This is a genomic window from Halomonas sp. 707D4 (assembly GCF_024158685.1).
In the GTDB taxonomy this organism is placed as follows: Bacteria; Pseudomonadota; Gammaproteobacteria; order Pseudomonadales; family Halomonadaceae; genus Vreelandella.
In genome coordinates this window covers 1-13,478 of sequence record NZ_JAMZBD010000027.1, presented here as the reverse complement: position 1 = coordinate 13,478, position 13,478 = coordinate 1, and the positions used below count along the sequence as shown (strand labels likewise).

The 13,478-nt window shown below is 66.8% G+C and carries 11 protein-coding genes and 1 pseudogene; 6 read left to right on the top strand and 6 right to left on the bottom strand.

Annotation, left to right across the window (positions count from 1 at the left end):
• Both BIS11_RS02365 and BIS11_RS02360 read right to left on the bottom strand, forming a co-directional pair.
• Positions 1-805: cache domain-containing protein (locus BIS11_RS02365; RefSeq protein ID WP_253585702.1), on the bottom strand; the 805-nt coding region annotated here is incomplete at its 3' end.
• Positions 806-936: 131 nt separating this feature from the next.
• Positions 937-3,228, bottom strand: a complete 2,292-nt coding sequence (locus BIS11_RS02360) for a molybdopterin cofactor-binding domain-containing protein (RefSeq protein WP_253424000.1) — start codon at positions 3,226-3,228, stop codon at positions 937-939.
• Positions 3,229-3,382: 154 nt separating this feature from the next.
• Between BIS11_RS02360 and BIS11_RS02355 the strand changes: the two genes are divergently transcribed.
• Positions 3,383-3,868 carry a MarR family winged helix-turn-helix transcriptional regulator gene (locus BIS11_RS02355; protein ID WP_301282985.1) on the top strand — a complete coding sequence of 162 codons (486 nt, stop codon included), beginning with the start codon at positions 3,383-3,385 and terminating at the stop codon, positions 3,866-3,868.
• Positions 3,869-3,947: 79 nt separating this feature from the next.
• Here BIS11_RS02355 and BIS11_RS02350 read toward each other — a convergent pair whose 3' ends face one another.
• The 4 genes from BIS11_RS02350 to BIS11_RS02335 are packed head-to-tail and all read right to left on the bottom strand — an operon-like array spanning position 3,948 to position 7,392.
• Complete coding sequence (locus BIS11_RS02350; RefSeq protein WP_253585701.1) at positions 3,948-4,613, bottom strand: N-carbamoylsarcosine amidohydrolase; 666 nt, start codon at positions 4,611-4,613, stop codon at positions 3,948-3,950.
• 10 nt (positions 4,614-4,623) lie between these two features.
• Complete coding sequence (locus BIS11_RS02345; protein WP_301282986.1) at positions 4,624-5,385, bottom strand: Asp/Glu racemase; 762 nt, start codon at positions 5,383-5,385, stop codon at positions 4,624-4,626.
• Positions 5,386-5,398: 13 nt separating this feature from the next.
• Positions 5,399-6,229, bottom strand: coding sequence for an alpha/beta fold hydrolase (locus tag BIS11_RS02340; RefSeq protein ID WP_253424006.1), 831 nt, complete (start codon positions 6,227-6,229; stop codon positions 5,399-5,401).
• Complete coding sequence (locus BIS11_RS02335) at positions 6,226-7,392, bottom strand: FAD-dependent monooxygenase (protein ID WP_253424009.1); 1,167 nt, start codon at positions 7,390-7,392, stop codon at positions 6,226-6,228. Before BIS11_RS02335 ends, BIS11_RS02340 begins: the two co-directional genes overlap by 4 nt.
• Positions 7,393-7,876: 484 nt before the next feature.
• Here BIS11_RS02335 and BIS11_RS02330 point away from each other — a divergent pair, with 484 nt between their 5' ends.
• From BIS11_RS02330 to BIS11_RS02310, 5 genes and pseudogenes are all read left to right on the top strand, one after another.
• Positions 7,877-8,362, top strand: coding sequence for a (2Fe-2S)-binding protein (locus BIS11_RS02330; protein ID WP_253424012.1), 486 nt, complete (start codon positions 7,877-7,879; stop codon positions 8,360-8,362).
• Entirely contained in the window at positions 8,355-11,273 is a 2,919-nt protein-coding gene (locus BIS11_RS02325) for a c-type cytochrome (RefSeq protein ID WP_253585700.1), read from the top strand. The genes BIS11_RS02330 and BIS11_RS02325 overlap by 8 nt, the downstream gene beginning before the upstream one ends.
• Before the next feature lie 45 nt (positions 11,274-11,318).
• Positions 11,319-11,507, top strand: a complete 189-nt coding sequence (locus BIS11_RS02320) for a hypothetical protein (RefSeq protein ID WP_227389849.1) — start codon at positions 11,319-11,321, stop codon at positions 11,505-11,507.
• A complete protein-coding gene (locus tag BIS11_RS02315; protein WP_253425398.1) occupies positions 11,500-13,020 on the top strand; it encodes a sodium:solute symporter family protein in 1,521 nt (506 codons plus the stop codon). The genes BIS11_RS02320 and BIS11_RS02315 overlap by 8 nt, the downstream gene beginning before the upstream one ends.
• A gap of 73 nt (positions 13,021-13,093) precedes the next feature.
• Positions 13,094-13,478, top strand: a pseudogene (locus BIS11_RS02310) (leucyl aminopeptidase); the annotation flags it as partial.

Here is a 13,478-nt window from a genome sequence, read left to right as displayed (position 1 = left end):
AGGTGCCCTGTACCGGGCTCCACATCAGTACGCTGCGCTCACCGTCGGGCATGAGGACCTCGCCGGAGCCCGGGGTACCGTCGAGAATGCGAGCGCTCAGCGCGCTCAGGCCGTCGTAGCCCTGGGTCTCGTCGCCGTCGGTGTAGTTGAGCGTCATGCGATACTCTTCCACCGGGTGGGCGATCACCTGACCTTGGCTATCGATCATCCAGCCGTAGCTGCCCTCGCCGACGTTGATGTCCGAGGTGATGTCCGACACCGCCGCCATGGACACGGTAATGCCCAGAAGGCCGGCGCGGTTGCCGGCGTCATCAAAGACCGCATCGACGATCAGCGCGGTCGGCAGGCCGCTCACCATCGAGATGACCGGGTCGACCAGCAGGCTATCCTGGACGGCGTCGCTGACCACGGTCTTGAAATAGCCGCGCTCGGAGATGTCCAGCACCACGCCGGCATGGGTGAGGGTGTCGCCGGTGGCGTCCGAGAAGAACAGCGACTCGATGGTGCCGCCCGGCGGGTAGCGTTTCTCGAGCCAGCCAAGGTGCGAAGCCATCGGTACGTCCGCGGCCAGGCGCTCGTCCTCGGCCAGCACCGCGTTCCAGTTGCGATAGCCGGTGATCCAGCGGCTGATCTCGTCGGCCCGCGCCGCCACCTGGCGCTTGCCGGCGTTGTCGATCAGTGCAGGAATGGCGGTATTGAGCTGCTGATTGACGATGATGCCGAGAATCACGGCGACGACGAGCAGCGGCAGCGCGACGGCGCACAGCAGTTTTTGTGTCAACGACAGGCGGGAGAACTTGCGCATTTACATCCTCGAGGGTTTCGAATGAGCCATAGCCGGGTCGACAGGGTCGGATAGGGCTGCCAAATCGACCGTATTTTGTTGTGTGTACCCTGTTTATAACGACCGTTTCATTGTCAACTTGAATGAGAATGTCACCGTATATTCGAAGCCATCGGCGCATCGCCAACGTTTTCACGCAGACGCGCGCGAACGATGTCCGGCGTGAACGGCGGCCGGGTGAAGCGCAGCCCCAGCGCATCGAACAGGGCGTTGGCGATGGCGGGCGCACCCGGTAGCGAGGTGGATTCGCCCACCCCCAGCGGCGGCTGGTCGGCCCTATCCAGCAGCAGGAGATCGATCGCCGGCAGCTCCGAGAAGCGCAGGATCGGATAGCTTCCCCACTCTCGGGAAGCCGGAAGGCCGGCCTCGAACTCCACCCGCTCCTTCAAGGTGCGGCTCAAGGTCTGGAGGATATTGCCGTGCACCTGGTGGCGCACGCCGGCGGGGTTGACCATCAGCCCCGCGTCCTGGGCAACCCACAGCCGCTCGATGACGATGCGCCCGCTCTCACCGTGTACCTTGAGCTCCACCACCCAGGCCGCCAGCGCCGCACCGAAGCCGGGAAACTTGCTGTGCACGTACTGGGCGTAGGCGAATCCTCGCCCGTAGTGCCAGCCCGCCTCCTCCCGGGGGGCGCTGAACGCCCGGCGAGGCTGCCAGTCGGCGCGCTCGGCGAGCGCTCTAGCCAGGGCCACGGCCCGTGGGTCGCTCAGGTGGCGGCACCGAAAGGCGACCGGGTCCGCCTCCACTGCGTGAGCGAGCTCGTCGATGGCGCACTCGTGGGCGAAGGCGTTGGGCATGGCGGAGACGCCGCGAAGCCAGGAGGCGCGCACCAGCGTGGGCACGTCATCGCAGCCGATACGGCGATGCGGGTAGCGATAAGGGGGCACCGAAGTACGATCCCCCATCTGGAAGGGCACGTCGCTGGGAGGCTGCACGCCGGTCAGAAGCGATGCCAGCAGCGGCGCGTTGTTCGAGGGGTAGCGGGTCACGAAACGATATCCCGCAAGCGCGCCGTCGGCGTCGATGCCGGCCTCGATCTCCATGCGCTGGGCCGCGCCCTTGGGCTCCCACAAATGCTCCTGCTCCCGGGTGAGCTGGACCCGCACCGGCCGGCCCACCGCGCGGGAGAGCAGAGCCGCATCCCCGCCCACGTCATCGGCGCAGTTGCGTCCGTAGCAGCCGGCGGCTTCCAGGCGCGTCACTGTGATCGCGCCTTCGTCGAGTTCCATCAGGCGGGAAAGGTCCGCCCGCAGGCTGTGCGGGTTCTGGGTGCCGGACCACACCTCGAGACGGCCGTCGCGGTAGTCCGCCACCGAGCAGGAGGGGCCGATGGAGCCATGCAGCTGAAACGGCCAGAGGTAGGTGCGGTGTATCCGGTGGTGAGCCAAGGCCAGCGCGGTATCGGTATCGCCCTCGTCGAGCAGCGACCGGTGCTGGGCGGGCAGAGCGACGAGGGCGGCCTCGATGTCGCTCAGATCCGTAAGGCCTTGCGGAGGGCGCCAGGTCAGCCGCAGGGCCCGGGCGGCGGCGACGGCCTGCTCCTCGCGCTCGGCCACCACGCCGACGAAGTCCCCCTGTACCACCACGTCGACGACGCCGGGCATGCCCATCACCGAGGCCTTGTCGACGCTCACCAGCGAGGTGCCGACGAAGGCGCCCCGGTCGTGACCGGCGTAGGGCGGGCGCACTACCCGGGCGTGCAGCATGCCGGGCACGCGCAGGTCGTGCACGAAGGTCAGCGCCCCGGTTGCCTTGCCGGGAATGTCCACCCGGGCCGAGGACTTGCCCACCAGGGTGTAGGCATCGGCGGGCTTCAAGGCGACGGTCTCGGCGAGTTTCAGCGCGTGGCGCCTGCCCTGGAGCAGTGCCCCGTAGCCGATGGCCAGGCAGGCGGTATCCCGAGGCTTGATGCTTCCGCTTGCGCAGACCAGCCGCTCCCGTGGCGCCTCGAAGTGCTCTGACGCCAAATCGATCAGGTATTCCCGGGCCTGGGCAGCGGCCCGGCGCAGCGGCTCGGCGGTGATCTGGATGGTGGCGCTGGCGATGGTCGGGCCCTGGTTCGGCACGTCGAAAGGATCCCCCAGCACCATGGTGACCGCGTCCAGCGCTACCTCGAGCTCCTCGGCGACGATCTGGGCCAGGGCCGTGCGAATGCCGGTTCCCAGGTCCACATGGCCGTTGAAGGCGAGCACCTGGCCGCTATCGAGCACGGCGACGAAGAACTCCGGTTCCGTGGGCACGAAATCCGAGTGGGTGCCCGGTTGGCCGGGGGCCGGCTTGGGCGACGCCACCGGGTCCCGGTAGACGACGAGAAGATTCGAGCCGTGGAGCAGCGCCTGCCGGTCGTGCACTCGATGGGGAAACGGTCGATGGGAGAGCAAGGGGAGGCCTCCTGGGTTATTGTTGGGGCACGGGGCGACGCGCTTGGAACAGAGGTTGCCTGAGTCTACGGTAAAATTATAATGTACACACCATAAGTAGGCGGGCTAGGCGACGCTTCTGCACGGAGGCCCCCCATCCAATCAAGGAATCTGAATGACATCGGACCGTTCCATGCTCGACGCCCAGAATGAGCATCCCACGCCTTCCCAGCAGGGCTACGATTTCTCCGAGCAGGTGGGCCATCTGCTGCGCAAGGCCTACCAGCGCCATATCGCCATCTTTCAACGCCACGTCGCGGAAAAGCAGCTCACCGCCATCCAGTTCGTGACCCTGTGCACCGTGATGGAGCGCGGGCCGAGCTCGCTGACCGACATCGTCAACGCCACGGCCATCGACCCGGCCACCCTGCGCGGGGTGATCAAGCGCCTCAAGGCGCGCGAGTGGGTGCGCCTGAGCACCGACCCGCGTGACCAGCGCAAGGTCATGGTGGTGATCACCGAACCCGGCGAGGCCCTGGTCGAGGAGATGGTGCCCGAGGCCAAGCGCATCAGCGACGCCACCATGGCGAACCTCAACCCCGCCGAGCGGGTCGCGCTGATGCACCTGCTCGACAAGATGAACGCCGACCCGGTAGCGTGATTCGCTACTGAGCCTGAAGGACGCGCGACCATGACAAGGCCCCTTGAGCTGGACTCAGGGGGCTTTTTGGGTGCTGCACTTATGCGTTTCCGGTGCCGGCTTTTCTCAGGTGACCGATCGCCTGCTGACGGTCGATGACGTCGCCATACTTGCTGTCGATGTCGAACAGGTTGGCCTCGTGCGGGTCGGGGTGGCGGTCGCCCACGCAGTCGCGCACCACCATCACTCGAAATCCGTACTGCAGGCCGTCGACGGCGGTGGCGCGAATGCAGCCGCTGGTCGAGCAGCCGGTGACGATGATCGTGTCCACCCCCATCGCCACCAGCATCGCGGAAAGCGAAGTGCCGAAGAAGGCGCTGGCGTACTGCTTGGTGATGACCGGCTCCGTGGGTAGCGGCGTCACCTCGTCGCAGAACTCGGCGAAGGGATTGCCCGCCACCATGGCCCGCATCACCGGCGACTTCTGCACCCAGAGGCCGCCGTCGAGCTGATCCGGGGCGTGGTAGAGGATGTTGGTGTGAATGACCGGGGTGTCGCTCTGGCGGGCGGCCTCGAGCAGCGCCGGCATGTACGCCACCGCCTCGACGACGCCGGGGGCGAACAGCGGTGACTCCTCGCGCACGTAGCCCTGCATGAAGTCCACCACCAGAAGCGCCGCCTTGCGCCCGAACCCGATGCGCCCGTCCCAGACGCCGCGATAGTTCTCCTGGGCCGAGTGGCTGGGTGTGGCGTGTTGGCTAGCCATGGGCTTGCTCCTAGTAGGCGCCGGAAAGCAAAGCGCCCGCGCCCGGTACGACCGGCTCCAGGTCGAGCGCCTTGAGCATGGCGTAGGTGGTGGCGATGGCGGCGGTGACCACGGGCTTGCCGGTCAGGGCTTCGACCTTGGAGACCGCGGCAAGCGACGGCATCTGCACGCAGGCGGACAGCACGATGGCGTCGACGTCACTGACGTCGAGGCTCGCCACGATCTCGGGGAGCTTGGCCGGGTCGTGGCGGGCCACGTCCAGGTTGTTGGGGATCTCGAGCGCCCGGTAATCGACCACCTCGACGCCTTCCTGGCGAATGTAGTCCACCACCATCTCGGTCAAAGGCTTCATGTAAGGGGCGACCACGACCACGCGCTTGGCCTTCATGACGTGCAAGGCGTCCACCAGGGCGCCGGCGCTGGTCACCACAGGCGTGTCGCAGCCGTTCTCCTCGGTGCGTCCGCGCAACCGCTTCTGGGACGCCCGGTGATAGCCCGGGCCCATGGCCATGATGGCCACCAGGCAGGCGTAGCCCATGACGTCGACGGCGGCATCCGAAAGCTCCAGCGCGCAGCGGTCGGATTCACCGTCCATCGCCGCCAGCTCGTCCTTGCTCACGGTCTTCATGCGCATGCGGCTGCCGTGGAAGGTGAAGCGCTCCGGGCGGATCAGCTGGCGCGCGGTGAGCATGGCCGGGATTTCCGTCTCCATGGTGATGTTGGAGCTCGGCACGATCTGGCCGATACGGTAGATCTTGGTAGGGGATGTCATGGCAATCGACCTCTCAAAGGGGGGTGCCGAGGAAATCCTCGAAGGCGGCGAAGAAGCCGTCGAGGTCGTCCCAGGGAATCATGTGACCGGCGCTTGCGGCGGTGGTGATGCGAATCGACGGCAATAGCGTCTGGATTTCCTGGCGGTCCGCCTCTTCGATGACGCCGCCCTTGCCCGCGCACATCAAAAGCGTCGGCACCTGGATATCCGGAAGGTCCTGGTGGATGTCTACACTGTGGAACTCCTCGAAGGCCTGGACGATGGCCGGCGTGTAGCAGGTGTGCAGCCACTCGGCGCGCAGCCGAAGCTGCTCCTCGCTCCAGGTGGGGCAGTAGGTGCGCATCGTGTCGATGTTCGCGCCGTGGGTGCAGTCGCGAATGGAGTCCACGTACCAGGGTAGCTTGCTGGGATACTCGCGGCGTCCAGGGCCCGAGACCGGCGGGTCGATCAGCACGAGCTTCGCAACACCCCGGGCGCCGCGAGTCATGGCGCGAAGGGCAAAGCGTGCGCCCATGGAGTGACCGGCCAGCACCACGTTCGAAAGGCCCAGCGCGTCGATGAAGGCGATGACGTCGTCGGCGCAGGTGTCGGTGTCGTAGTCGAGTTCCGGGCCGGTGGCGGAGAGTCCGCGCCCGCGCACGTCCAGCACGTAGGTATCGAAGTGGCGGCCAAGGCGCTCGGCCACGAAGGACCAGGTGACGGCAGGGCTCGTGATGCCCGGAATCAGCACCAGGGCCTGGCCGGTGGCGGCGGTGTCGCCGCCAAAGCGCAGGTAGTGCTGGCGGATGCCGTTGGCGTGGACGTGGGCGCCGTAACGGTAGGTAGATGCTTGAGAAGAGGTCATGCGGGGCTCTCCTCGCGAGCGGTTTCGGGTGCCTTCAGGGGCGTTTCGAACACGTCGTAGCCGAACACCCAGGCCGGGTCCTCGTCCTGGCGCAGCCAGGTGTTGTCGTGGGACACCTTCTGTACCCGGGAGGCCCGCTCGAAGCGGTTGGTGCGGTAGAGCTCGAAGGCGTCGCGGTAGTCGCTTGCGCCCACTTCCTCCAGGCAGCGCACCAGCATCGCGGCGTCCTCGATGGCCATCGCCGCCCCCTGGGCCATGTGCGGCTTCATCGGGTGGCAGGCATCGCCGAGCAGCACCAGGCGGTTGTCGTGCCAAAGCGGCAGGGGGTTGCGCTCGAGAAGCGGCCACTTGGTCACCGTCTCGGTGCAGTCGATCAGCGCCTGGACGGTGGGGTGATAGCCCTTGAAGGCCTCGCGCATCTCCTCGCGGGAGCTGTCGACGAAGGAGGTGCCGTGGCTCCACTCCGGTTCCGGCACGCCGGTGACGTAGTAGTACTCCTTCTCGTCGCCGGTGACGAAGTAGACCATCATGTGACGATCCTCGGACCACCACTTCACGCACGCCTCGAAGTCCAGATCGTAGGCCTTGAGCTTCTCGGCGGAGATGATCGCCCGGTGGGCGACCCAGCCGCTGTAGATCGGCGCCTCGGTGCCCAGGAGCTTCTCGCGAATGCGGGAGTTGACGCCATCGGCGCCGATGACCAGATCGGCCTCCTCGGTGGTGCCGTCGGCGAAGGTCATGCGCACCTTGTCGCCCTGGTCGTCCACGTCCACCAGGCGCTTGTCGAAGAACAGGTTCTCCTGATCGAGAGTGCCGACCATCAGCTCGTGCAGGTCGCCGCGATGAACGGTGATGTAGGAGGCGCCGTAGTGCTCTTGCGCGAACTCGCCGAGCGGGATGCGCGACTGGTACTCCCCGGTCAGCCCGTTGCGGCTGAACCAGTGATCCGGATGCGATCCCATGGCGTTGAGCTTGTCCTCGATGCCGATGCGGCGCATCACCTTCATCACGTTCGGCCCCAGATGGATGCCGGCGCCAAGGCGGGAAAACGCCGGGGCCTGCTCGAACACCTTGGTGGGGTAGCCGGCCTGCTGGAGCAGGGCACCGGCGGCGGCGCCGCCAAGGCCTGCGCCGATCACGGCAATGGTGGGCTTGTCGTTCATGGGGTATTTTCCTCGCTTTTTATTGGCATTGAGCGCCGAGGGGAAGCGCCTGAGGCCTCAGGGCTGGCCCTTGTTTTATTGATCGGCTTCGCTTGAAACAACGTATACGCCATTTATTTGGCGGTCAAGAGAAATTGAAATCCTAACGCCATGTTGGTGACGTATCTTGCTATTAAATTTTAAATATATGAAATAGATGGTTTTTAATAAATTATTGGAGGGTTTTTCAAAATGCTTGCCTAGCGATAGGCAACAGTGATATATGTTTTATAGGCCGTTTTTATAGTGTATGCACTAATAATGAACGGCGGTTTACCGACTGCACCGGGATGGTGCGCAAGGTCGGCAAACGGGTCGGCCGGTGGTTGCGACAATCTCAACTCAAACGCAACGCCTCACCGTCGATGACCGGCCTGTCTTCGTATCGTCGACGAGAACGATGGCTTCGATAAAATTGCTTCAACAATAACGATGACTCTTTTTTATGACGCTGACGCTGAAAGTGAACGGCCAGGAACATAGCCTGCACGTACCGCGAGAGACGTCGCTGCTGGCCGTGCTGCGCAACGACCTGGTCCTGAACGGACCGAAGTACGGCTGCGGGCTGGGGGAGTGCGGCGCCTGCAGCGTGCTGGTGGATGGCGTAGCGGCGAGGGCCTGCGTGCTGTCGGTCGCTGCCGTGGCCGGGCGCGAGGTGACCACCCTGGACGGACTGGTGCAAGGCGGCCGACTCGATCCGGTACAGCAAGCGTTCATCGATGCCCAGGCGGCCCAGTGTGGCTACTGCCTGAACGGCATGATCCTGAGCGTACGCTCGCTGCTCAATCACACCCCGGCTCCGAGCGAGGCGCAGATCATCGCTGCCCTCGATCACAATCTCTGCCGTTGCGGCACGCATCTGGAAATTCTCGACGCCGCCCGCCGGGCCGTCGACCTGGACGCGGCTCGACGAGGAGGTCTCGATGGGTGAGCCCATGCTTGGCGCAAAGGCGCTGCCCGTCCACCCCACGGGGCTCGTGTTCGGCGTCGTGGTGCGCCCGCCGCACTACCGCTGGGATGGCCTGCGCCTCGTGAGCGATCGGCTCATCGCCGTCGACGACAAGGCGCTGACCGCGCTCGATGACAGCCTTCAGGTGGTGATCGAGGGCGACTTCGTGGCCGTGGTGGCCAAGAGCTTCACCCTTGCCCGTCAGGCTGCCGAACGCCTGGCGCTGCGCTGGGAGCCAGCCTTGGCTTCCGAATCCGAATCCGATGCCATCCGCACTTTTGGGCACACACCGCCGCAGAGCGTAAGCAGCGAGCACGTAGATAACGAACACGTAAGCCGGGAGCACGTAAGCCGGGAGTACGCCTGGCCGAGTCGCCTGCGCTGGGGCGATGCTCCGGGGTGGGTGGTGGCGGAGCACAACGACGCGATGCTGCGCGTCTGGACCCACACCGCCACGCCCGAGGCGCTGCGCCTCGATTTGAGCCGGGCGACGGGACGGGCGCCTGGGGAGATCCTGATCGAGGGGCCGGAGCATCACTTCGCCACGGGGCTTGGCCGCCACAGCGGCGACGACGCCGCGGTGGACGCCGCGCTGATGGCCAACGCTCTCGGCCGGCCGGTCGCGGTGTGGCTGGACGCGGGGTACATGGGCGATGTCCAGGCCCTTGGCCAGGCCCAGCGCATGACCCTCGCCGCAGGCTTCGACGCGCACGCCCCCATTGCCGACTACCGCTACCGCCAGGCCTACCCGCGGGGCGAGGTGGCGGCGGTGGGTCTGCTGCTGAGCGGCCGCGCCGCCTGTGGCGAGGGAATCGACTGCGCGGCGCCGCTGCACTCTCCCTACACCTTCGACGAGACCCGGCTCGCGGCGCATACCGGCGTGCGGGACGGGGCCCGGGACGAGTTGGCGGAGGTCCAGGAAACCTTCGCCCGGGAGGCCTTTCTCGACGAGCTCGCCCGGGCCCGGGGCGACGATGCCCTGGCGCTTCGCCTGTCCCACCTGGAGGACGAGCGCGGCCGCGCGCTGCTCGAGAACGTGGCTCGCCGCGCCGGGTGGGGTGCCGCGTTGGGGAGCGATCCCGCAAGCGAGCTTGCCCGCGGGCGGGGGCTTGCCTACGCCCAGTTGCCGGATCGTCATGACCGGATGGAGAGCGGCGTGCGCAGCGCCTGGATCGCGGAGGTGGACGTCAATCGCATCACCGGCGAGGTGCGCCTGACGCGGCTGGTGGTGGGGCAGGACAGCGGCGCGGAGGTCGATACCGCGCGCCTGCAGTCATCGCTGCAGACCCGGCTGCTCGGTCGCGCGCCGGCCTTCGACGAATGGGGCGATGGCGGCGAGGTGCCCCCGGCGGCGCTGCCCGCGACGACCGGTACCGCGCTGAAAAGCGAGACGCCCGCGCCGCCCTCCGAGGATTCTGCTCGAGTGTCGCCGGGGTTCGATGAGGCGGCACTCGCCCCCGGGGTCGCGGTGATCGCCAACGCGCTGTTCGACGCCACCGGCGTGCGCTTTCGCGAGCCGCCCTTTACCGCGACCCGGGTTCGTCGGGCGCTCGCCCAGGCGGTACCGGGCCAGAAGGCCGGTGGCGCGGGGGCGTCGGTGACGTTCAAGGGGCGGCGTTGGCTGACGGCGGCAGCACTGACCACCGTGGCCGGCAGCGCCGTCATGGCCTGGCCCTGGAAAGGGGCGATCGCGCCGATCGCCCGCCCTGCGGCCACGCTCTACTCGGCCGACACCATCGAGCGCGGCCGCCTGGTGGCGGCGGCCGGCGACTGCGCGGCCTGTCACACCGTGGCGGGCGGGGCGACCAACGCCGGCGGTCACGCTTTCGATACGCCGTTCGGTACGCTCTACAGCACCAACATCACCCCGGACGAGGCGACGGGCATCGGCCGCTGGTCCTACGCCGCCTTCGAGCGCGCCATGCGCCAGGGCATCGGTCGGGACGGTCGCCACCTCTATCCGGCCTTTCCCTACACCGCCTTCGCCAAGACCAGCGATGCCGATCTTCAGGCTCTGTATGCTTACCTGATGGCACAACCCGCGGTTTCCGCGCCGCCGCGCGACAACGCGCTCTCCTTTCCTTTCAACCAGCGTGCGCTCATCGCCCCCTGGAACGCCCTGTACCACGATCCTACCCCGTTCACGCCGGACCCGGCCCAAAGCGAGCTGTACAATCGCGGGGCGTATCTGGCCGAGGGGCTCGGGCACTGCAGTGCCTGCCATAGCCCGCGCAACGCCATGGGCGCCGAGCAGGGCGGGGAGCGCTACCTGGCGGGGGCACTGGTGGATGGCTGGGAGGCGCCGGCGCTGAATACGCTGTCGCGCGCGCCGATCCCCTGGAGCGAAGGGGCGCTGTTCGATTACCTGCGCACCGGGCGTGCCGACCTTCACGGGGTGGCCTCCGGGCCGATGGCGCCGGTGGTGGCCGGGCTTGCCGAGCTTCCCGAGTACGACGTGCGGGCCATCGCCCACTACGTGGCGCGCCAGATGGATGCCCCGGTGCAGGACGACCCGGCCAGCGCCGTCGCGAGCGAGCGGCTCGCCGCCGAGACGGGGCCTGCGGGGCAGGAGGCGGGAGAGCGGCTGTTCGAAGGTGCCTGCGCGGCCTGCCACGTGGACAACGGCGTGCCCGGGTTCACCAAGGCCTCGACGTCGCTTGCGCTCAACACCAACCTGCACAGTGACCATCCGGACAACGTCATCCAGTCGATCCTGGGCGGCGTTCACGACAGCGCCGTTCCCGGCACGGGCAGCATGCCGGGCTTCGCCGACAGTTTCAGCAACACCCAGGTCGCCACCCTGGCGGCCTATCTTCGGGCGCGGTTCGCGCCCGAGGCGCAACCCTGGCAACAACTCGAACAACGCGTTGCTGAAATACGCCGACCTCACTAGAACAACCCGCAACGCTCTCCCTGACAATACAAGACGAGGTGGATCATGAAACGAAGCAAGTGGATATGGGCAGTCTGGCTAGTGGTGCTCGCCAGCTGCATCGCGCCTTACACGATCCTGACGGACGTGGCGGCCTGGTACGGCAGTTTTCTGTTCTGGAGTTGCGCGGGGCTTGCGGTCATCGCGCTGAACATCCATATCACCAAGGATTTCGAGGAGCACGATCATGAGTGAGTCGATGATCTGGTGGTCGATCGCCATCTACCTGCTGATCGCGGTCGGCATCGCGTTCCTCTCACGCCAGGGCCCTGCCGAGAGCATGTCCGGCTACTTTCTCGGCAACCGGCAGATGAACGGCTTCGTGTCGGCGCTGAGCTACAGCGCGACGACCTACAGTGCCTTCATGATGGTGGGGCTCGCCGGGCTCACCTACGCCGGCGGCGTGGGCGCGCTTGGCTTCGAGATCATCTACTTCGCCGGGGTCTCCCTGGTGGCGATCTTCGGACCGCGCTTCTGGGCGGTGGGCAAGAAGTTCGGCTTCGTCACCCCCAGCGAGATGCTCGGCCACCGCTACAACAGCAAGCGAGTCGCCATGGCGGTGTCGATCGCCAGCTGCATCTTCCTGATTCCCTACTCCGCCGTGCAGCTCGCCGGCGTCGGCTACCTGCTCGAGGGCATGACCGACGGGGCGATCAACTTCACCACCGGCGTGGTCATGGCCACCGCCATCGCCATCTTCTTCTCCTATATTGCCGGCATCCGCTCGGTGATGTGGACCGACTCGCTCCAGGCGCTGATGATGATCGTTGCTTCCACCCTGGTGGCGTTTCTGGTCATCCAGGGTCTCGGCGGCTTCAGCGGCCTGTTCGGCACCCTCGAGCGTGATCACCCGGCCTCGCTCACCGTGCCCGGCTCCGGGCTCTTCAGCCTGGTCACCTTTCTGGGGCTGTGCATTCCCTGGTTCTTCTTCAGCCTCTCCAACCCCCAGGTGAGCCAGCGCCTGTTCATGCCGTCGTCGCTGCGCTCCATGCGCCAGATGCTGATCGGGTTTCTGGTGTTCGGCTTCATCTACACGCTGGTCTCGGTGCTCTGGGGCTTCTCGGCGCTGGCCGCCTTCCCGGACCTGGCCCGGGCGGATCTGGCAACGCCCTCGCTTCTGGCCTCCGAGTTCGTGCCGCCGGTACTGGGGGTGATCGTGATGATCGGCATCATGGCCGCTGCGGTCTCGACCATCGACTCGATCATGCTGACCCTGGCCTCCATGATCTCCCGTGACGTCTACGCCAACGCCAAGCCCGGCGTCGACGAGAAGCGCCAGCTCCTGATGGGCAAGATCGTCGTGCCGGTCATCGCGCTGCTGGCGCTGGGCTTTGCGGAGCTTCAGCTCGACTTGATCGCGGTGCTGTCGGTGGCCGCCTCCTCGGGGCTCGTGGCCATGGTGCCGGCGATCATTGGCGCCTTCTTCTGGAAACGCGGGACCGCCGCCGGCGCCCTGGCGAGCGTGGTGGGCACCAGCGTGTTCGTGCTCGGCATGTACGCCACGGGCAACTCGCTGCTGGGCCTGCCGTCGGGCATCTGGGGCATCGTCGTGTCCACGGCGCTGTTCGTCGGCGTGAGCCTGGCAACGAAACCCCACGTCGCCTCAAGCGAAGCCTTCCTGAGTGCGATCAAGGAGGAGCTGGGTCGCCGCAAGCGCGCGCCCCAGGCGCCGACCTCGCCGTCGACCACCGAGCAAGTGAGCGTCTGAGCCTCGGCGCTCGAGCCCGGGCCCGTCGCCGCACCGAGGGACGGCGGGCCCCTGACGAACAGCAGGAGTCATCATGGATCACGCAAGCTTTACGGAAATCTGTCTGCACCAGCTGAAAATGTCCGGCGTGCGCTCGGACGAGCGGCTCGTCGTGCTGACCCAGGGCAGCGAACGGCTCGACTACGCCGATGCCTTCATGGCCGCCGGCCAGCGCCTGGGGGCCAACATGTACCACATGCGCCTGCCGGCACCGCCCGCCATGGGGGGCTGGAACGTGGGCGCCACCGGGCTTGCGGCGATGCCGGAGGCGGTGGAAGCGCTGAAGAACTGCGACATGCTCATCGACTGCGTCTTTCTGCTCTTCTCCCCGGAGCAGATGGCGATCCAGGCGGCGGGCACGCGCATTCTCACGGCGGTGGAGCCGCCGGCGCTGCTGGCGCGCATGCTGCCTTCCCAAG

Excerpts from the sequence above, each read along its gene's own strand:
- BIS11_RS02330 (WP_253424012.1), top strand. The coding sequence starts at position 7,877 with ATGACGCTGACGCTGAAAGTGAACGGCCAGGAACATAGCCTGCACGTA.
- BIS11_RS02340 (WP_253424006.1), bottom strand. The coding sequence starts at position 6,229 with ATGACCTCTTCTCAAGCATCTACCTACCGTTACGGCGCCCACGTCCAC.
- BIS11_RS02320 (WP_227389849.1), top strand. The coding sequence starts at position 11,319 with ATGAAACGAAGCAAGTGGATATGGGCAGTCTGGCTAGTGGTGCTCGCC.
- BIS11_RS02335 (WP_253424009.1), bottom strand. The coding sequence starts at position 7,392 with ATGAACGACAAGCCCACCATTGCCGTGATCGGCGCAGGCCTTGGCGGC.
- BIS11_RS02315 (WP_253425398.1), top strand. The coding sequence starts at position 11,500 with ATGAGTGAGTCGATGATCTGGTGGTCGATCGCCATCTACCTGCTGATC.
- BIS11_RS02350 (WP_253585701.1), bottom strand. The coding sequence starts at position 4,613 with ATGGCTAGCCAACACGCCACACCCAGCCACTCGGCCCAGGAGAACTAT.
- BIS11_RS02325 (WP_253585700.1), top strand. The coding sequence starts at position 8,355 with ATGGGTGAGCCCATGCTTGGCGCAAAGGCGCTGCCCGTCCACCCCACG.
- BIS11_RS02345 (WP_301282986.1), bottom strand. The coding sequence starts at position 5,385 with ATGACATCCCCTACCAAGATCTACCGTATCGGCCAGATCGTGCCGAGC.
- BIS11_RS02355 (WP_301282985.1), top strand. The coding sequence starts at position 3,383 with ATGACATCGGACCGTTCCATGCTCGACGCCCAGAATGAGCATCCCACG.